The sequence below is a fragment of the Pseudomonas sp. 44 R 15 genome, assembly GCF_900004965.1.
Lineage (GTDB): Bacteria > Pseudomonadota > Gammaproteobacteria > Pseudomonadales > Pseudomonadaceae > Aquipseudomonas > Aquipseudomonas orientalis_A.
The window spans coordinates 1-18,617 of the sequence record NZ_CVTU01000084.1; the positions used below are offsets into that span (position 1 = coordinate 1).

Annotated in this window: 15 protein-coding genes; 8 read left to right on the forward strand and 7 right to left on the reverse strand. The window is 61.0% G+C overall.

The window, feature by feature from the left end:
* Nucleotides 1–376: 376 nt before the first annotated feature.
* Nucleotides 377–2,560, reverse strand: coding sequence for a DNA helicase II (gene uvrD, locus BFP93_RS10390; protein WP_065883846.1), 2,184 nt, complete (start codon nucleotides 2,558–2,560; stop codon nucleotides 377–379).
* Nucleotides 2,561–2,828: 268 nt separating this feature from the next.
* Between uvrD and BFP93_RS10395 the strand changes: the two genes are divergently transcribed.
* From BFP93_RS10395 to BFP93_RS27355, 3 genes are all read left to right on the forward strand, one after another.
* The gene (locus tag BFP93_RS10395; protein ID WP_065893006.1) at nucleotides 2,829–5,702 is read left to right on the forward strand and encodes an EAL domain-containing protein; all 2,874 of its coding nucleotides are present in this window, start codon (nucleotides 2,829–2,831) and stop codon (nucleotides 5,700–5,702) included.
* A gap of 162 nt (nucleotides 5,703–5,864) precedes the next feature.
* Nucleotides 5,865–6,731: a transcriptional regulator HexR gene (hexR, locus tag BFP93_RS10400; RefSeq protein ID WP_003177007.1), complete on the forward strand. Its 867-nt coding sequence runs from the start codon at nucleotides 5,865–5,867 to the stop codon at nucleotides 6,729–6,731.
* A 236-nt stretch (nucleotides 6,732–6,967) separates the two neighbouring features.
* Nucleotides 6,968–7,165 carry a PA3496 family putative envelope integrity protein gene (locus tag BFP93_RS27355; protein ID WP_083203275.1) on the forward strand — a complete coding sequence of 66 codons (198 nt, stop codon included), beginning with the start codon at nucleotides 6,968–6,970 and terminating at the stop codon, nucleotides 7,163–7,165.
* On the opposite strand, the gene BFP93_RS10410 is transcribed toward BFP93_RS27355, so the two are convergent.
* Nucleotides 7,095–8,069 (reverse strand): LysR family transcriptional regulator, encoded by a 975-nt coding sequence (locus BFP93_RS10410; RefSeq protein WP_065883843.1) that lies wholly within the window; start codon nucleotides 8,067–8,069, stop codon nucleotides 7,095–7,097. The genes BFP93_RS27355 and BFP93_RS10410 overlap by 71 nt on opposite strands.
* Before the next feature lie 193 nt (nucleotides 8,070–8,262).
* On the opposite strand from BFP93_RS10410, the gene BFP93_RS10415 reads away from it, so the two are divergent.
* Together BFP93_RS10415 and oadA are read left to right on the forward strand one after the other, a co-directional pair.
* Nucleotides 8,263–9,678: an acetyl-CoA carboxylase biotin carboxylase subunit gene (locus BFP93_RS10415; RefSeq protein WP_003195732.1), complete on the forward strand. Its 1,416-nt coding sequence runs from the start codon at nucleotides 8,263–8,265 to the stop codon at nucleotides 9,676–9,678.
* 11 nt (nucleotides 9,679–9,689) lie between these two features.
* Nucleotides 9,690–11,498, forward strand: coding sequence for a sodium-extruding oxaloacetate decarboxylase subunit alpha (gene oadA, locus BFP93_RS10420; protein ID WP_065893007.1), 1,809 nt, complete (start codon nucleotides 9,690–9,692; stop codon nucleotides 11,496–11,498).
* A 67-nt stretch (nucleotides 11,499–11,565) separates the two neighbouring features.
* Here oadA and BFP93_RS10425 read toward each other — a convergent pair whose 3' ends face one another.
* The 3 genes from BFP93_RS10425 to BFP93_RS29210 all read right to left on the reverse strand — a co-directional run bounded on the left by BFP93_RS10425 (nucleotide 11,566) and on the right by BFP93_RS29210 (nucleotide 14,357).
* Nucleotides 11,566–12,522: a hypothetical protein gene (locus BFP93_RS10425; RefSeq protein ID WP_141687965.1), complete on the reverse strand. Its 957-nt coding sequence runs from the start codon at nucleotides 12,520–12,522 to the stop codon at nucleotides 11,566–11,568.
* Nucleotides 12,523–12,646: 124 nt separating this feature from the next.
* Complete coding sequence (locus tag BFP93_RS10430) at nucleotides 12,647–13,948, reverse strand: autotransporter outer membrane beta-barrel domain-containing protein (protein WP_065893009.1); 1,302 nt, start codon at nucleotides 13,946–13,948, stop codon at nucleotides 12,647–12,649.
* A gap of 109 nt (nucleotides 13,949–14,057) precedes the next feature.
* A complete protein-coding gene (locus tag BFP93_RS29210) occupies nucleotides 14,058–14,357 on the reverse strand; it encodes a hypothetical protein (RefSeq protein WP_256095196.1) in 300 nt (99 codons plus the stop codon).
* Here BFP93_RS29210 and BFP93_RS10435 point away from each other — a divergent pair.
* Together BFP93_RS10435 and BFP93_RS10440 are read left to right on the forward strand one after the other, a co-directional pair.
* Entirely contained in the window at nucleotides 14,259–15,533 is a 1,275-nt protein-coding gene (locus BFP93_RS10435) for a type II toxin-antitoxin system HipA family toxin (protein ID WP_240997038.1), read from the forward strand. The genes BFP93_RS29210 and BFP93_RS10435 overlap by 99 nt on opposite strands.
* Nucleotides 15,530–15,808, forward strand: a complete 279-nt coding sequence (locus BFP93_RS10440; protein WP_065893011.1) for a helix-turn-helix domain-containing protein — start codon at nucleotides 15,530–15,532, stop codon at nucleotides 15,806–15,808. Before BFP93_RS10435 ends, BFP93_RS10440 begins: the two co-directional genes overlap by 4 nt.
* Before the next feature lie 3 nt (nucleotides 15,809–15,811).
* Here the strand turns inward: BFP93_RS10440 and BFP93_RS10445 are convergent, their stop codons facing one another.
* On the reverse strand, nucleotides 15,812–16,582 hold the full coding sequence (locus BFP93_RS10445; protein WP_065893012.1) for an amino acid ABC transporter permease: 771 nt from the start codon (nucleotides 16,580–16,582) through the stop codon (nucleotides 15,812–15,814).
* Nucleotides 16,579–17,400, reverse strand: a complete 822-nt coding sequence (locus BFP93_RS10450; RefSeq protein WP_065883831.1) for an ABC transporter substrate-binding protein — start codon at nucleotides 17,398–17,400, stop codon at nucleotides 16,579–16,581. Before BFP93_RS10450 ends, BFP93_RS10445 begins: the two co-directional genes overlap by 4 nt.
* 114 nt (nucleotides 17,401–17,514) lie before the next feature.
* On the opposite strand from BFP93_RS10450, the gene BFP93_RS10455 reads away from it, so the two are divergent.
* Nucleotides 17,515–18,417, forward strand: a complete 903-nt coding sequence (locus BFP93_RS10455) for a homocysteine S-methyltransferase family protein (RefSeq protein WP_065893013.1) — start codon at nucleotides 17,515–17,517, stop codon at nucleotides 18,415–18,417.
* Nucleotides 18,418–18,617: the final 200 nt, after the last annotated feature.

The following is an 18,617-nucleotide window of genomic DNA, read 5'->3' on the forward strand; positions in this document are numbered from 1 at the left end:
AAGCGTTTGGCGTTGGCGTCGAGGCTCATCGTCAAGCCGATGCACAACGCCATGGCGATGCTAAGAAAACGTTTCATAAAGGGAATTCCCATTTGTGGATTGCACGCGCGCCATGTTGCACAGGTGTAGTGACAGTGGCTAGCGACATAATGTTTCGGGCTTTTGCGTAGGACTGATTCGGAATGGTCTGTAGGAGTTATTACAGATATTGGCCCGCCCTTATTAAAAACAAGGGTGGGCCAAAAACCTTCATGTACAGATCGTTCCCACGCTCCGCGTGGTAACGCGTCCCGTGACACTCTGCGTCACTGCTTTGAGAGCGGACGCGGAGCGTCCCGGGCGGCATTCCCACGCAGAGCGTGGGAACGATCAGACTTCAGACAGCCTCAAGTTTGGCGTAGCCCATCATCAGCCACTTGCTGCCCTCGGCGAAGTTCACCTGCACGCGTGCCTGGGCGCCGGCGCCTTCGAAGTTGAGGATCACGCCTTCGCCGAAGATCGCGTGCCTGACCTGCTGGCCCAGGCTGAACGGTGTTTCCGGAATCTCGGAACCGGCAAACATGGTGCTGGAGTTCTGCTGCTGGCCGCCGCCGAACGGGCGGCTGACGCTGTTGGACAGGCGCACTTCCTGGATCAGCCCCTTCGGCACTTCACGTACGAAGCGCGACACCTTGTTGTAGGTCTCGCTGCCGTACAGGCGTCGGGTTTCGGCGTAGGTCATCACCAGGTTCTGCATGGCCCGGGTAATGCCCACGTAAGCCAGGCGACGTTCTTCTTCAAGACGGCCCGGCTCTTCCAGGCTCATCTTGTGCGGGAACAGGCCTTCTTCCATGCCCACCAGGAACACATACGGGAATTCCAGGCCCTTGGCACTGTGCAGGGTCATCAGCTGGATGCTGTCTTCATGTTCGTCAGCCTGGGCGTCCCCGGCCTCCAGCGAAGCATGGCCGAGGAAGGCGGCGAGCGGTGTAAGGTCTTCTTCGTTCTCGGCATTTTCGAACGCACGGGCGGCGCTGACCAGTTCCTCAAGGTTTTCTACCCGGGCCTGGCCTTTTTCGCCTTTTTCAGCCTCGTGGTAGGCGATCAGCCCGGATTGTTCGATCACGGTCTGGGTCATCAGATGCAGGGGCATTTCCGCGCATTTGGCCGCAAGGTTCTCGATCAGCTCGACAAACACACCCAAGGCGCCGGCTGCGCGGCCCGTCAGGCCTTTATTGGCGATGAGCAGGCGCATGGCCTCCCACATCGACACATCGGCATGACGGGCGTGTTCGCGAATGGCCTCGACGGTTTTTTCGCCGATGCCACGGGCCGGGATATTGATCACCCGCTCCAGCGCCGCGTCGTTGCCCCGACCTTCCAGCAAGCGCAGGTAGGCCATGGCGTTCTTGATTTCCGCACGCTCGAAGAAGCGCTGGCCACCGTAGATGCGATACGGGATGCGCTCGCGCAGCAAGGCTTCTTCCAATACCCGCGATTGGGCGTTGGAGCGGTAAAGAATGGCGATATCGCTGCGCGAAAGGCCGGTTTTCAATGCACCTTCGATGGTTTCCACCACGTAGCGCGCTTCATCGTGTTCGTTGAAGGCGGCGTACAGGTTGATCGCTTCGCCTTCGCCGCCGTCGGTCCACAGCTCTTTGCCCAGGCGCCCGGTGTTGTTGGCGATCAAGGCGTTGGCGGCCTTGAGAATCCCGGCGGTGGAGCGGTAGTTCTGCTCAAGGCGGATGGTCACCGCGTCCGGGAAGTCCTCGGAGTACTGATAGATGTTCTCGATTTTCGCGCCGCGCCAGCCGTAGATCGACTGGTCGTCGTCACCCACCACCATCAGGCTGTCGCCACCCTTGGCCAGCAGGCGCAACCAGGCGTACTGCACGGCGTTGGTGTCCTGGAACTCGTCCACCAGAACGTGCCGGAAACGCTTCTGGTAATGGGCCAGCAAGCCGGGGTTGTCGCGCCACAGGTCCAGGGCACGCAACAGCAGTTCGGAGAAGTCGATCACGCCGGCGCGTGCGCAGGCCGCCTCGTAAGCTTCATAGATGCTGCGCATGGTGGCCAGGAACAAATCGCCGCTGGCCTGGATATGCTGCGGACGCAGGCCTTCGTCTTTCTGGCCGTTGATAAACCACTGGGCCTGGCGCGCCGGCCAGCGTTGCTCGTCGAGGCCCAGCTCGCGGATCACGCGCTTGACCAGACGTTGCTGATCGTCGCTGTCGAGGATCTGGAATGTCTGGGCCAGCCCCGCTTCCTGCCAATGCGCCCGCAACAGGCGGTGTGCCAGGCCGTGGAAGGTGCCCACCCACATGCCGGCCGGGCTGATGCCCATCAGTTGCTCGATGCGATGGCGCATCTCGGCGGCAGCCTTGTTGGTGAACGTCACCGACAGGATGGAATGGGGCGACGCGTTCTCGACCTGGATCAACCAGGCGATACGGTGCACCAGCACTCGGGTTTTACCGGAGCCAGCACCGGCCAGGACCAACTGACGGCCAACGGGGGCCGCTACGGCCTGGCGTTGGGCATCGTTGAGGGAGTTCAGCAAAAGGGAGAGATCATCGCGCATCGGCGCATTCTAGGGTGCCGGGGGAAGACGGGCAAACCCCAATGCCAGGCGCCCGACGGAAAACCGTCTGCGGGCCAACATTCTGCGGAGCGCGGATGACCGGTCGGTCATGCGCCACAGCCCGCGTGGCGTCTCGTTCAAGCTGTCTGGAACAACGCTTTGCGCCCAACAGCCGGGCGCTTTTTATGATCTGGAGCAGTTTGGTCCGAGCGTTTGCTTGTGTATGCTCCGTCGACGTTTCGGGCTCACCATTATAAGAACACTGCCTATGACCTTTGACACTGACCTGTTCGGCCCTTCGGCGGCGCCTGCGCAGGTTATCCGCAAACATTACGCCACCCAGATGGCGGTGGAGCGGACACGCCTGTTGTATCAGGGCTCGTTGGTGCCAACCCTGCTGATGCTGGTCAATGGTTTGGTCTGCGCCTGGCTGTTGTGGAACCCCGCGCAATACCTGCTCGACAGCGCCTGGCTGGTCTGGTTGCTGGCGCTGGTGGCGATGCGGGTCATCCAGGTGGCGGCCTTTGAGTCGGCCATGCCCAGCCGCCAGGCCCAACCGGTCTGGCGCCGGATGTTCATGCTCGGCTCGGCGGTCAGCGGCCTGACCCTGTCGATCGCCGCCATCGCCCTGGTGCCCACCGACAGCTTCATGCAACAGGCCTGGGTGTTCGGCCTGATCGGCGCGGCAATGCTGTCGGCCAGCGTGGCGTATGCCGTGAGCCTCTGGGCCTTTTTGTCCTTCGCCTTGCCGTGCCTGGTGCCGATCATCGCGTACCTGTTCTGCAACGGCACCTCGCAGCAACAGGGCTGGGGCGTGCTCGGTGTGATCCTGCTGGCGTCGTTGAGCGTGGTGGCGTGGCAGGTCAACCGCCTGATCCAGCGCGGGCTGTTGCGACGTTTCCAGAACCAGGCCTTGATCGAGCATTTGCAGCAGGCCCGGCGCCGCAGCGAGCAGTTGAACCAGGCGCTGATGCGCGAAGTCGAGCAGCGTCGCCAGGTCGAACAGGACTTGCGTGACGCCCAGGCCGGCCTGCAAGACCGTATGGCCCTGCGCGGCCAGGAACTGGACGCCGCCAGCCTCGCCCTGAACAAAAGCGAGGCGCGCCTGGCCATGGCGCTGCAAGCCAGTGAACTGGGCCTGTGGGACTGGAATCTGCAAACCGATGAGGTGCACCACACCCACCTCAAGGAGCTGTTCGGCCTGGAACCCGAGTACGTCACCGCGATGCTCAGTCATCTCAAGCCGCGCCTGCACCCCGACGACCTGCCGCTGCTCAAGCACGCGCTGGTGGAGCACCTCAAGGGCCGCAGCGAGGATTATCAGGTGGAATACCGGATACGCCATGGCGACGGGCACTGGGTGTGGATCGAGGACCGTGGGCGTGCGGTAGAGCGTTCGCCTGGTGGGCGGGTGATACGCATGCTCGGTACGCGGCGCGACATCAGTGCCGGCAAGGCCCTGGAAGAACAGCAACGGCTTGCTTCGACGGTGTTCGAGGCCGCCAGCGAAGGCATCGTGATTCTCGACCCCAACTACGTGCTGATCGCGGTCAACCAGGCGTTCAGCCGCGTCACCGGTTTTGACATCGACGACATGCTCGGGCGCAATGTCGTGGAGTTACCCTGCAGTCGCGATGCCCGGCGGCACTTCCCGGTGATTCGCCAGGCACTGCTCAGCCACGGCACCTGGCAGGGCGAACTGGTGGAGACGCGCAAGAACGGCGAGCTGTACCCGCAGTGGCTGCACCTGAGCGTGGTGCGCGATGCTCGCGGCAATGTCAGTCATATCGTCGGTTTTTTCGCCGATCTGTCCGCGCGGCGCGAGTCTGAGGAGCGCATGCGCTACCTCACCCATTACGATGAGTTGACGGGCCTGGCCAATCGTTCGCTGTTTCGCGAGCGGCTGCGCGAAGCGCATCAGCGCGTGCGTCAGGGTGGGCGCAGCCTGGCCCTGCTGCACATCAACCTCGACCGTTTCAAGCTGCTCAATGACAGCCTGGGCCATGAAGTGGCCGACCAGCTATTGCAGAAGATGGCACGGCGGCTGATCAACGCACTGCCGGAAGCCGACACCATTGCCCGCCTGTCCGGTGACGAATTCGCGGTGCTGTTCGATGCCTATGGCAACTTGTCGAGCCTGGCGCGCGTGGCGACCCGGCTCTTGGCAAAGCTGCGCGTGCCGGTGACGGTGGAGGGCCATGAGCTGGTGGTCAGCGCCTCCATGGGCGTCAGCCTGCTGCCGGATAATGCGCGGGAAATTTCTGCGCTGGTCAGCCAATCGAATATGGCGATGCAGCACGCCAAGCACCTGGGCGGGAATAATTTCCAGTTCTACACCGACAGCCTGCAAGCCAGCACCCTGGAGCGCCTGCAGCTGGAAAACCATCTGCGCAAGGCCATCGACGAAGGCCAGCTCACGGTGTTCTACCAACCCAAACTGTGCCTGGCCACCGGCAAGCTCAATGCGGTGGAGGCCCTGGTGCGCTGGGAACATCCGCAATGGGGCCTGGTGCCGCCGGGGGACTTTATCGGGCTGGCCGAAGAAACCGGCCTGATCGTGCCGTTGGGCGAGGCGGTGTTGCGCAAGGCCTGCTGGCAGGCCTGTGAGTGGCAGCGTCAGGGGCTGGCGCCGATTCGCGTGTCGGTGAACCTGTCGGTGCATCAGTTGCGCCAGGGCAAGCTGGTCAGCCTGGTGCGCCAGGTGCTGGAAGAGACCGGGCTGGACCCGCAATACCTCGAGTTGGAACTGACCGAAAGTCAGCTGCTCGACAGTGTCGAGCACATCATCACGACCTTCCGGCAGTTGCGCGAGCTGGGTGTGAAGTTGGCCATCGACGATTTCGGTACCGGCTATTCATCCCTCAGCTACCTCAAGCGTATTCCGGTGGACTACGTGAAGATCGACCAGACCTTTATCCGCGGGCTCGGCCAGGGGCGTGAAGACGCCGCCATTACCCGGGCGATCATCGCCATGGCCCACGGGTTGGCGCTCAAAGTGGTGGCCGAAGGCGTGGAAGATCAGCAGCAACTGGATTTCCTGCGAAGCGAGGGGTGCGACGAGGTGCAGGGCTATCTGATCAGCCGGCCGATGCACCCCGAGGGGCTGGCGGATTTGTTACGGCAAAATCCGGAATTTCCTTAATGAATCGGGGGCAGCCCCTGTGGCTACAAAGCCTCTACCCTTAATTTCAGTGGGGGGCAGGGCGATTTAGTGCTGCATCAGGCGGGCAAAACGGCAATTCTTGTAGTATAACTACAAGCTTGCTACATCCCTGGCGTCTGCCAATAACAAGAGTCCTGCCCTTTGAACCTGTTGCAACATATCGCCCAGTCGCGCCACCTGTTACGCAAATCGGAACTCAAGGTTGCCGATCACGTGCTGCTTGACCCTGCGGCTGTGATGCACAGTTCCATGGCTGATCTGGCCCACAGCGTGGGCATCAGCGAGCCAACCATCGTGCGCTTCTGCCGCGCCATCGGTTGCTCCGGGTTCCAGGATTTGAAACTCAAGTTGGCGCAAAGCCTCGCCGCCGGGGCGAGCTTCGGCCAGTTTGCGATCCATGAAGACGACTCCGTCGCCGACTACAGCCTGAAAATCTTCGACACCACGTTGCATACGCTGATGGAAGTGCGCGAGAAGCTCGACCCGGTGGAGCTGCAAAAGGCCGTGACCGCGATGTCCCAGGCCCAGCGCGTGGAGTTCTACGGCTTTGGTGCTTCCGGTGCGGTGGCGGCCGACGCCCAGCATAAGTTTTTCCGCCTGCTGCTCACGGCGGCGGCCTACAGCGACCCGCACATGCAGGCGATGTCGGCGGTGACCTTGAAGCCCACCGACGTGGCCATCTGTATTTCCCAGTCCGGTCGCTCCAAAGACCTGCTCATCACCGCCAACCTGGTGCGTGAAAGCGGCGCTTCGCTGATTACCCTGTGCCCGAGCCAGACGCCATTGGCGGAGCTGTCTACGGTGAACCTGGCGATCGACGTGCATGAAGACACCGAGATCTACACGCCGCTGACCTCGCGCATTGCTCATCTGGTGGTGATCGACGTTTTGGCGATGGGGGTTGCCATGGCCCGCGGACCGAGCCTGGTCAACCACCTCAAGAGCGTGAAGCGCAGTTTGCGCAGCCTGCGACTGTCGCCCAAGTCGGTCAAAGCCCTCGACGACTGAACTGTACACAGATCCAAAATGTAGGAGCGAGCTTGCTCGCGAAAAACGTCAACGATAACGCGTGCTTTCTGAATGAACGCGGTGCCTGTGAATTTTTCGCGAGCAAGCTCGCTCCTACAGAGGGCACTAGGGCAAGCCCCCTTTTTGTGTGTCCAGAATCTTCATCGCACTGTCATCGCCCCGTCATCCCTCGCACCCATCCTGTACTCCCCGCACTCGCATTGGGAGACTCCAAAATGGCCCGGACCTACGAAGACAGCAACAGCACCGTCAAGACCCGTCGTCAGCAGGAAGACCAGCGCCGCATGGCGTTCCGTCGCGCAATCGAAGACCGCTGTGACCAGCGCCAGCTGCTGCAGAGCATCAGTGACTACCCGGAACTGCATTGGCAGGCGCCCTTGGCTGCCCAGCGAAGCGCTCAGCCAGGGCGCTGATCTGTACCCGTTCGCTGCGGATAAAGCCCAGGAACGCATGGGCCACCGGTGACAGCCGCTTGGCTTTGGCTTGCACCAGGCACCAACTGCGGTACAGCGGCAGTTCTTCCACCGCCAGCTCCTTGAGCCCGCCGGTGGCCAGTTCCAGGTTCAAGGCGTGGCGCGTCAGCAGGGCCACGCCTAAACCGGCGACCACGCACTCACGCTGCGCCTCGGCCGAGGCCACTTCCACGGTCTGGGTGAAGTGCACGCGTTTTTCCTTGAAGTACTCTTCGCACGCCAGGCGTGTGCCGGAACCCGGTTCGCGGATGAGCAGGGTGTAGGGTTCCAGGTCCTGCAGGCGTAGCGGCCCTTTCAGGCTCAACGGATGATCCGGCAGCGCCACGGCGACGATCGGGTTATTCAGGAACGGCAGGAATTCCAGGCCCATGTCCTGGGGCACCATGGACATGATCACCAGGTCGTCGCGGTTGTCCGAGAGCCGGCGGATCACCTGGGCGCGATTGACCACGGTCAGGTGCAATTGCACCTCCGGGTGCTGGCGCTTGAAGGCGGCGAACAGGTGCGGCACGAAGTATTTGGCGCTGGACTCCACCGCCAGCTTCAATTGGCCCTGCAGTGAGCCCTGCATGTCCGAGAGCTGCATATCGAGGTTTTCCAGGCGGCCGAAAATATCCCGGCTGGCCCGTTGCAGGGCTTCGGCGGCCTCGGTCATGTAGAGCTTTTTGCCGACATAGTCGAACAGCGGCTGGCCGATCAGCTCTTCGAGCTGGCGAATTTGCAGGCTGACGGCCGGTTGAGTCAGGGACATTTCCTCGGCTGCACGGCTGTAGGAGCGCAAATCACACACTTCATTGAAAATCTGCAACTGACGCAATGTCATACGCATCAATGACTTACGCATTAAATAATTCCCCGCTCACCGATCATCCCGGCAACTATAAGTCTTTACTTATACACAACCCAATAATTATTGATTTTTGTTAATCCCTCCGTGCGCATAGTGTGTGTCTCGCGACTGTCATGAAACATTTGGTCACGCGCTGACCTTGTTACTAAGGTCAAAGACGCAGCAATCGGCTCAAGGGAATTTCCAAGTGATAAAAAAGATCCTGATCGCCAACCGTGGTGAAATTGCCGTACGAATCGTGCGTGCCTGCGCCGAGATGGGCATTCGCTCGGTCGCGGTTTATTCGGACGCCGACCGCCACGCGTTGCACGTCAAGCGTGCCGACGAAGCCCACAGCATCGGGGCCGAGCCCCTGGCCGGTTACCTGAACCCGCGCAAGCTGGTGAACCTGGCCGTGGAAACCGGCTGCGATGCACTGCACCCCGGCTACGGTTTCCTGTCGGAAAACGCCGAGCTGGCGGACATCTGTGCCGAACGCGGGATCAAATTCATCGGCCCGTCCGCCGAAGTCATCCGCCGCATGGGCGACAAGACCGAAGCGCGGCGCAGCATGATCAAGGCCGGTGTGCCGGTCACGCCGGGCACCGAAGGCAACGTCGCCGACATCCATGAAGCCCTCACCGAAGGCGACCGTATCGGTTACCCGGTGATGCTCAAGGCCACCTCCGGTGGTGGCGGTCGTGGTATTCGCCGTTGCAACAGCCGCGAAGAACTCGAACAAGCCTTCCCTCGCGTGATCTCCGAAGCCACCAAGGCCTTTGGTTCGGCGGAAGTGTTTCTGGAAAAGTGCATCGTCAATCCCAAGCACATCGAGGCGCAGATCCTCGGTGACAGCTTTGGCAACGTGGTGCACCTGTTCGAGCGTGATTGCTCGATCCAGCGCCGCAACCAGAAGCTCATTGAAATCGCCCCCAGCCCGCAGCTGACCCCGGAACAGCGCGCCTACATCGGCGACCTGTCGGTACGCGCGGCCAAGGCTGTGGGCTACGAGAACGCCGGCACCGTGGAGTTCCTGCTCGCCGAGGGCGAGGTGTACTTCATGGAGATGAACACCCGGGTGCAGGTGGAACACACCATCACCGAGGAAATCACCGGGATCGACATCGTCCGCGAGCAGATTCGTATCGCCTCGGGCCTGCCGCTGTCGGTGAAACAGGAAGATATCCAGCACCGAGGTTTTGCGTTGCAGTTCCGCATCAACGCCGAAGACCCGAAGAACAACTTCCTGCCCAGCTTCGGCAAGATCACCCGTTACTACGCCCCCGGCGGCCCCGGTGTGCGTACCGACACGGCGATCTACACCGGCTACACCATCCCGCCGTTCTACGACTCCATGTGCCTGAAACTGGTGGTGTGGGCGTTGACCTGGGAAGAAGCCATGGACCGCGGCCTGCGCGCCCTGGACGACATGCGCCTGCAAGGCGTGAAGACCACCGCCGCCTATTACCAGGAAATCCTGCGCAACCCGGAATTCCGCAGCGGCCAGTTCAATACCAGCTTCGTGGAAAGCCACCCTGAGCTGACCAACTACTCGATCAAGCGCAAACCCGAAGAGCTGGCCCTGGCCATCGCCGCCGCCATCGCCGCCCACGCAGGCCTGTGAGGAATATAACAATGAGCAAAAAGATCTTCGTAACCGACACCATCCTGCGCGACGCTCACCAATCGTTGCTGGCGACCCGCATGCGCACCGATGACATGCTGCCGATCTGCGACAAGCTCGACAAAGTCGGCTACTGGTCTCTGGAAGTCTGGGGCGGTGCCACCTTTGACGCTTGCGTACGGTTCCTCAAAGAAGACCCGTGGGAGCGCCTGCGCCAACTGCGCGCCGCGTTGCCCAACACGCGCCTGCAAATGCTGCTGCGCGGCCAGAACCTGCTGGGCTACCGCCACTACAGCGACGATGTGGTCAAAGCCTTTGTCGCCAAGGCCGCGGTCAACGGGATCGATGTGTTCCGTATCTTCGATGCGATGAACGACGTACGAAACCTGCGCGTGGCCATTGAAGCGGTCAAGGCCGCCGGCAAGCACGCCCAGGGCACCATCGCCTACACCACCAGCCCGGTGCACACTGTCGACGCCTTCGTGGCCCAGGCCAAGCAATTGGAGTCCATGGGCTGTGACTCGATCGCGATCAAGGACATGGCCGGCCTGCTGACCCCTTACGCCACCGGCGAACTGGTCAAGGCGCTCAAAGCCGAGCAGAACCTGCCGATCTTTATCCACTCCCACGACACCGCCGGCCTGGCCGCGATGTGCCAGCTCAAGGCCATCGAAAACGGTGCCGACCATATCGACACCGCCATCTCCAGCTTCGCCTGGGGCACCAGCCACCCGGGCACCGAGTCGATGGTCGCGGCCCTCAAAGGCAGCGAGTTCGACACCGGCCTCGATCTGGAACTGCTGCAGGAAATCGGCCTGTACTTCTACGCCGTGCGCAAGAAATACCACCAGTTTGAAAGCGAGTTCACTGCCGTCGACACCCGCGTGCAAGTCAACCAGGTACCGGGTGGGATGATTTCCAACCTGGCCAACCAGTTGAAAGAGCAGGGCGCCCTGAACCGTATGAGCGAAGTGCTGGCCGAAATCCCGCGCGTGCGTGAAGACCTCGGCTTCCCGCCGCTGGTCACGCCCACGTCGCAGATCGTCGGCACCCAGGCGTTCTTCAACGTGCTCGCCGGTGAGCGCTACAAGACCATCACCAACGAAGTGAAGCTCTACCTGCAGGGTGGCTACGGCAAGGCCCCGGGCACGGTGAACGAAAAACTGCGCCGTCAGGCCATCGGCAGCGAAGAGGTCATCGACGTTCGCCCGGCTGATTTGCTCAAGCCGGAAATGACCAAGCTGCGCGGTGAAATCGGCGCGTTGGCCAAGTCCGAAGAAGACGTGCTGACCTACGCCATGTTCCCGGATATCGGGCGCAAATTCCTCGAAGAACGCGACGCCGGCACCCTTGCCCCTGAGGTGCTGCTGCCGATTCCGGAAGCCGGCGGTGTCGCCCGTGCCAGCGGCGAAGGCGTGCCGACCGAGTTCGTCATCGACGTGCACGGCGAAAGCTACCGCGTGGATATCACCGGGGTGGGCGTGAAGGCCGAAGGCAAGCGTCACTTTTACCTGTCCATCGACGGCATGCCGGAAGAAGTGGTGTTCGAACCGCTCAACGAATTCGTCAGCAGCGGCGGCAGCAAGCGCAAGCACGCTACCGAACCGGGCCATGTCAGCACGGCGATGCCGGGCAATATCGTCGATGTGCTGGTCAAGGAGGGCGACGTGGTCAAGGCCGGCCAGGCCGTGTTGATCACTGAAGCCATGAAAATGGAAACCGAAGTCCAGGCCGCCATTGCCGGCAAGGTGTCCGCCGTTCATGTGGCCAAGGGCGACCGGGTCAACCCGGGTGAGATCCTGATTGAGATCGAAGGCTGAATCCAGCCTTCGACGTGACCGCTTAATCCTCGGGGGGGCAGGTGCCCTCCTTTTTTTTGCCCGAGATTCAGGCCTCGGCGGCAGGCTTTTGGTGCTTGAAGCTGACAAAGACGCCGGTGGCTGTGTAGATCAGTTCCGGGGTCAGGGTTGCAAGGTGACTGGTGACCCGCTCGAAACGGCCTTCAATCTGTGCGGCGTCGACGACACGTAGTTGGCGGTTGAGCAGTTCATCATGTTCATGCTCTATCTGGATATTCAGCGTCGCGCCCGCGAGGCTGGCACGGTTGCCGACTTTCAGGGTGCTGTGTGCTTCGCCCAGGCTTACCTTGAAAACCAGGGTCGAACCCGCTGCCATGTTCAGGTCGCGTTTGATTCGATCTTGGTTTTTCAAGACCGGGTCGAGCAACAGCGTGCCGGCGACGTCGAGTTCGTTCACCGTGCCTCCGGCATAGGTAGCACCCTGTTCAACCGTGACCGTGCCGCCGATGCGGTTCTGGTTGATCAAGGTGGCGCCGCTCTGAACCCGGCCGCGCTGGTTGGCCTCCAGTGCGCCGGTCAGGGTCCAGGTGCCTGCATTGACGTCCAGATGCTGAAACTGGCGGGCGCCGTTGAACGTGCCGCCCTCGATATCTTCGAGGATGACCTGGTTGGTACCGCTGCCGCCGTCCACCTCGCCCCTGAATCGGGCCTGGCCGCGCACAATCAACACGTCGTTGCCCCCGCCCATGTCCAGGGCAATGCCGTTGCCCCCGCTGATCAGGCCGTTATTGACGACCCTGTCGTTGAAGTTGCCTAGCAGGTGCACCCCATAGCCGTCGCGACCTCTGATGGTGCCGTTGTTGACCAGCAACGTGCTGCCAACGTCAGGCCCCGCGCTCCCGTTATCGACCAGCACGCCATAATGCCTGCCGCTGATGAGGCCGTGGTTATAGATGTCGTCGCCGGCCTCCACCTGCACGGTCGCCGACACTGGATAGAACGCTTGAGAGGGATAGACTGCGGACTGGGTGGGTACTTGCGACATTGGATTTCGACCTCACGTGTGCTGGAGGTCGAAAACTAACGCAATGAAAAGTCCGTCGCTGTCGGCGGTAGTACCGAGGATTGTGAGAGGGTTCGTTATTGAAGTGGACGCTTACGACGCTCGGTTAAAAGCTCATCGTCCATTGCCCCTTGACGCCTTGATTGCGGCTATGGGTACCCGCCTGGCCGCTGTAGCTCAGGCCCAGCGTGTGTTGGCTGGACAAGGCCAGGTCTACGCCGGCGTTCACGTCCAGGCTGTCGCGATCCAGTGACGTACCCGTGATGGTAAAGCCGTCCAGTGCCACTGGAACGTTGCGATAGGATTGGCGCACCTGGCTGTCGACTGCGCCGTAGAGATGTTTCCAGCCGGTGCTGAGGTGGGGTGTCAGGCTGACCTGATTATCGAACCGGTACACCGTCGCCAGGCGCAGACCCACCGTACTGCTCAGGTTCTGCTGGGTCTGCGCGCCGACGTTGAGCGCGGTCAGGCCACCGCTTTCCTTGAAACTGTCGCGGTGATAACGCTGGTAGCCAAGGCCGACGAAGGGCTCGACGCGCAAGTCCTGGCTGCCCAATTGATAGCCCAGTTCCGAGAACAGCGTTTGGCTTTGGGCATCGTAATGAGACTTGAGCTGATCCTTGTAATCGAGCAGATTGACGTTGCGCCGGTTGGTCCCGGCGTGGCTGCTGTAGATCGCACCCAGGCGCAGGGCCAGCGGTCCGTCCTGGCGCACGGCGTAGGCACCCAGATGCAAGCTGTCCAGCTCGGCGGAAAAGCGCTGGGCGTCAAGATTGCTCGTGGACTTGGCACCCATCACCCCCACACGCCAGGCGTGGTCGACCGCCCAGTCGGCGCCCAGCAACAGCCCACGGGTGCGGTGCTTCAGGCCGGCGCTGCCGCTGCGTGAATCGAGGTGGCCGTCGTTGCCCAGGCCCTGCACCCAAACGTGATTGTTCTCGTCGGCAGGCAAGGCGCGCAGGGTCGAGAGTAATTGGTTGCTGATCTGGCCGGTGACGGCGTGGCTGGCAGTGGCCAGGTTAGCGTTTTGGCTGCCGGCCAATTGTTCAAGGGCTGCGCCGATCCCGCCGGGCTGTGCGGCCAGTGCTTCATTTGCTTTCTGCAGGTCCTTTATCTCTTCCGAGGTCAGCTCCCCGGAGGTCAGCAAATCAAGCAGAGCGGGCTCCAGCACCTTGGCGACCTGCACGCCGTTGTAGGACGTGGCTTGTCCGATGAGGTAACCGGCGTAGGGCGGCGGGGAAGGTGGCGTATCGAACTCGGGTTCGAAGGCCCACTCAGTCTCGGCCGAATCGTAAGGCTGATGAAAAAACGGCCTGTATTCAATATCGCCGCGCGCTTGCGCGGGTTGAACACTGATGGCTACTGCAAGGCTGATGAACGCAGCGATTCTGGAGGGTATAAAAGACATGAATTCCCGACCTCTGATGAATGAGGCGGGGAATGTAGCGAGGTCGTCGAGGGATAACTGTCAGGCCACTGACCGCTGGTTTGCGGGAGTTGTCCTTAGTGGGGTGCGATTAAAAGCTCATCCGCCATTGGCTGGTCATGGCGTATTTAAATTGCATTTTAATGCGTAAATTATCAGTTTCGAGCGTTCTGGATGCACTATATTGCGTTAATAACGCCTCGAACCCTTTAGAAGGTGCATTAAATTGCAGACTGGCCGCGCCTACTCGTTGATATTGCAGATTTTTACCGCTGGGTACTGGCGTGACGCAATGCGCCTGGAGTTTCCCGAGCCGCAAAAGGGTTTTGCCGGGCCTTGCAGGTTCCATTATCGACAGGATTACCTTGTCGATAATCTTGACGACATCCAACGGCCTTTCCACACCTGCGTCAGTGCACGGTTTCCACTGGAGTGGGACGTTTCAGTGCTCAAATCAGCACCTGCCTTTTTGCACGATATTGCGCCAGCCGGTTCTGCCAAACGGTTTTTAATGCAGCGCACGGGTCGTGAGAAACCGCAGGGGGTTGATGATGATTTGTTTTTGCTTGGGCGCAGCACACCGGCTCCGATCGGAAATATGCGTATCAAGGAGTCCGTGCTGGCTCTGGACGGCGAGGTACCGATGGGTTTTTCACGACATGACGTGACCAGCCGCAACAGCGGTTTTCTTGAATATGCCTATGAGCAGGGCGCTGCAATAGGCGGTGCTACCGGCGCCGGCGGCGAAGCACCCAAGCTGTTGATGAGCCAGGGCGCGGACGGCCTGCTGTATCCTGACGCCATCCTGAATGACGACGACGTCGCTCAGCATTGGTTCATCAAGTTCCCGCGCAACCAGGCCACTCAGAACGATCAGGACATCCTGAGAAGTGAATACCACTATTACAAGGCACTTCATGCGCTTGGAATCGAGACTGTAGCCGCCGAAGGATTGGCCTTGGAAGAGGCTACAAAGCCGAGTCTGTGGGTGCATCGTTTTGATCGCAGACTGGGCGAAAATGGTGTTGAAAGGCTGGCAGTCGAGTCGATCTATTCGCTGGCCGGAGTGACCACTCCCGGCAGCTACATGGATCATTCGGAGGTCGTGAGACTGCTGGTCGAGCAATGGCGAGCCGCAGGGCAAGAGGGTCAGGTTGCCGATCTTGTTGCAGAGTACCTGCGCCGAGACCTGCTGAATAAGGTATTGGGCAACTCGGACAACCATGGGCGAAATACGTCGATTATCCGAGAGCCTAAAGCGCTGAGACTGGCGCCTATTTATGACTTGGCGCCCATGGTCATGGACGCAGAGGCTGTCACGCGAACCACCAAGTGGCCTAAAGCATTGGAAAAAGCGGGAGATATCAATTGGAAAGGCGTCTGCGAGGCCCTTTCCGACATTGTTGATCCCGAGCAAAGCTTTGAACGGTTGCGACAAGCAGCGCAGCAGCTGCGTGCATTACCGGATCTTCTGGCTGCAAGCGGCCTGCCCGCTGTGACGCTGAATCATCCCAGCATCCCACTTGGAAAACTGGACCTGCGCCTGAAGCAATGGGGGCTGCGATGACGGTCTCACTGGATGCTCGTGCCTTGTTGATTGAAAGTGTTGAGCACGGCTTGGCTGATGGTTCGCTCGAACTGGGCGACGCCGTGCGTCGCTTGCGCACCGAAGTGACGGGCCTGCACCAAAGCCAGTTCGCCAGGATGTGCAAAATCTCCGTTCGCACCTTGGTGCATATCGAGCACGGCGAGGGCAACCAAACCCTGAAATCGCTGAATGCGGTGCTCCGTCCCTTCGGTTTGCAGATGGGTGTGGTCAAAGTGCGACGCAAGGGGTTCTAAGCGTCAACCGCGGCGCACATACCCCTTGCCGAAATGTCGCTCCATGCGCGCCTGGATCAGCTCCAGCCCGAGGGACATTACCCAGTAAATGATCGCCGCCGTGGTGAGCATCTCGATGTAGCGGTAGCTCGAGCGGCCGTAGGACTGGGCCAGGAACATCACTTCCCACACGCCCATCACCGAGATCAGCGACGAGTCCTTGAGCATCGAGATGAACTGGTTGGTGGCCGGCGGGATGATGGTGCGCATGGCCTGGGGCAGGGTGACATGCCAGAAGATCGCCCGGTCACGCATGCCCAGGGCCAACGCCGCTTCCCGTTGGCCATGGGGCACGCCGAGGATGCCGGCGCGGAAAATCTCGCTCAGGTAGGCGCCGTAGTTCAGCGATAAGGCGATGATGCCGGCGACGATCGCGCCCGGCACCAGGCCCAGTTGCGGCAAGCCCAGGTAAATCAGCAGGATCTGGATCAGCAACGGGGTGCCGCGAAAGAACGAGGCGTAGAAACTGGCAATGCCAAACGCCACCGCGCTTTTCGACAGGCGCCCCAGAGCGGTGACAAACCCCAATATCGACGACGCAACGATGGCGCACAGGCACAAAAACAGCGTCAGCGCCGCGCCTTGCAGGAAGCCATTGGGCGCAAGGTGCAGGCCGACCAGGTTGGGCAGCTTGTCGAGGATGATCGAGAACTTCAGGTCAAAGCTCAGGAAGAAACTCGCAAACAGCGCGAGCAGCGCCGCCCAGGTCAGGTAAAGCCGTATACGAAAGCTCATCGGCTGATATCGGCGCCGATCCATTTTTGCGACAGCTTGCTCAAGGTGCCGTCCTGTTTGAGCTGGGCGAAGACCTCACGCACTTTGCTGTCCCACTGCGCGTCGCCTTTTTCGATGGCCACCGAGTTGGGCTCCGAATACAGCGGCTCGCCTGCCAGCTTGAAGCGCTTGTCCTGGGTCAGGCGCGGCTGCGCGGTGACCAGGTTGGTGAGGATCGCATCCAGGCGCACGCCCGCGCCCAGGCCGAGGTCCTGGAATGCCACGTTGTCGGTGTCGTACGGGGCAATCTGCACATCCTCGAACGGGTACTGCAACTGGGTGTCCTCGGCGCCTTCGATCACCAGATTCTTGTTCAGGTAGCTTTCATAGCTGGAGGCGCTGGTGAGGCCGACTTTCTTGCCGCTCAGGTCTTTGGCTGCATGGATGCGATCATCCTTGGCATTGACCACGATGACGGCGGGCGAGGCGTAGTACTCCACCGGGAAGTCGAACACCTCGGCGCGTGCCTTGCTCGGGGTCATTGAGCAGATGCAAATGTCGTAGCGCCCGCTCCAGCGGCCGGCGGCAATGACGTCCCATGAAGGCGTTTCCAGGCGCAGCTTGACCCCAAGCTTTTGCGCTACGGCCTTGGCCACATCCACGTCGAAGCCGTCGAGCTGGTTCTGCTCGTTGAGGAATGAAAACGGTGGATAGCTTTCCATCAGCACCCCGACCAGCTCTTTCTTCTGCTCGATACGGTCCAGGGTGGCACCGCCAAAGGCTTGGGTTGAAGCGGCCAACATCGTCAGGCCCAGGGCCAACAGCGGTCGTAATTTCAAAATCGAGCACCTGAATAAAAAAGAGGTTGTTATTAACCGAACGGTACGCATTAAATAGTTATAAGAACGACTCTCATAGTGAGTTATTTTCATAAGCATATGAGTAAAAAGCATATGGGTACAACAAACACCGTAATTCTCGATGGCGGCATGGGCCGTGAACTGCAACGCCGTGGCGCGCCGTTCCGCCAGCCGGAATGGTCGGCGCTGGCCCTGAGCGAGGCGCCGCAAGCGGTAGAGGCGGTGCACACGGCCTATATCGACAGCGGTGCCGACGTGATTACCAGCAACAGCTACGCGGTGGTGCCGTTTCATATCGGCGAAGCGCGGTTCGCGCAGGAGGGCCAGGCGCTGGCCGCATTGGCCGGTGAGTTGGCGCGACGGGCGGTGAAGGCCTCGGGCAAGTCGGTGCGCGTCGCCGGTTCATTGCCGCCGTTGTTTGGCTCCTATCGGCCCGACCTGTTCCTGCCTGAGCGGGTCAGCGAATTGCTGACACCGCTGGTGCAGGGATTGGCGCCTCACGTTGACCTGTGGCTGGCGGAAACCCAAAGCTCCATCGTTGAAGCGCAAGCGATTCATGCCGGCCTGCCGCAGGATGGCAAGCCGTTCTGGCTGTCGTTTACCTTGAAAGATGAGGATACCGATGAGGTGCCGCGCCTGCGTTCCGGCGAGCCGGTGGCGGAGGCCGCCGAGGCGGCGGCGCAGTTGGGCGTGCAGGTGTTGCTGTTCAACTGCAGCCAGCCCGAAGTGATCGGCGCGGCGATCGATGCGGCGCGGGCAACCTTCGAGCGATTGGGCGTCGCCATTCAGATCGGCGCCTACGCCAATGCCTTCCCGCCGCAACCCAAGGAAGCCACGGCCAACGATGGCCTGGACCCGTTGCGCGACGATCTCGACCCGCCGGGTTACCTGCACTGGGCGGCGGATTGGCAGGCGCGCGGCGCCAGTCATCTGGGCGGTTGCTGCGGGATCGGGCCGGAGCATATTGCGGTGTTGGCCGAGCGCCTTTCCAACTGATTCACCGCAGATCAAAACTGTGGGAGGGGGCTTGCCCCCGATGGCCATGGGTATCTACACAACTCTGTAGCGCCCAACCGTAATGTAACCACGATGCGAAGCGAGTCGCTCTTGATCTTGATCTTAGGCGCCCCGTTAAACCACGCTGGCCGAACGCAGGCTTGAATCCGTGGGTAACCCGGCAGGACGCCGGGTTAGCC

What these genes read in the sequence shown, in the direction of transcription:
- BFP93_RS10395 (WP_065893006.1), top strand. Translation starts at nt 2,829, where the DNA reads ATGACCTTTGACACTGACCTGTTCGGCCCTTCGGCGGCGCCTGCGCAG.
- BFP93_RS10430 (WP_065893009.1), bottom strand. Translation starts at nt 13,948, where the DNA reads ATGTCTTTTATACCCTCCAGAATCGCTGCGTTCATCAGCCTTGCAGTA.
- BFP93_RS10455 (WP_065893013.1), top strand. Translation starts at nt 17,515, where the DNA reads ATGGGTACAACAAACACCGTAATTCTCGATGGCGGCATGGGCCGTGAA.
- BFP93_RS10425 (WP_141687965.1), bottom strand. Translation starts at nt 12,522, where the DNA reads ATGTCGCAAGTACCCACCCAGTCCGCAGTCTATCCCTCTCAAGCGTTC.
- BFP93_RS10445 (WP_065893012.1), bottom strand. Translation starts at nt 16,582, where the DNA reads ATGAGCTTTCGTATACGGCTTTACCTGACCTGGGCGGCGCTGCTCGCG.
- BFP93_RS27355 (WP_083203275.1), top strand. Translation starts at nt 6,968, where the DNA reads ATGGCCCGGACCTACGAAGACAGCAACAGCACCGTCAAGACCCGTCGT.
- BFP93_RS10410 (WP_065883843.1), bottom strand. Translation starts at nt 8,069, where the DNA reads ATGCGTAAGTCATTGATGCGTATGACATTGCGTCAGTTGCAGATTTTC.
- uvrD (WP_065883846.1), bottom strand. Translation starts at nt 2,560, where the DNA reads ATGCGCGATGATCTCTCCCTTTTGCTGAACTCCCTCAACGATGCCCAA.
- oadA (WP_065893007.1), top strand. Translation starts at nt 9,690, where the DNA reads ATGAGCAAAAAGATCTTCGTAACCGACACCATCCTGCGCGACGCTCAC.
- BFP93_RS10435 (WP_240997038.1), top strand. Translation starts at nt 14,259, where the DNA reads ATGCGCCTGGAGTTTCCCGAGCCGCAAAAGGGTTTTGCCGGGCCTTGC.
- BFP93_RS10440 (WP_065893011.1), top strand. Translation starts at nt 15,530, where the DNA reads ATGACGGTCTCACTGGATGCTCGTGCCTTGTTGATTGAAAGTGTTGAG.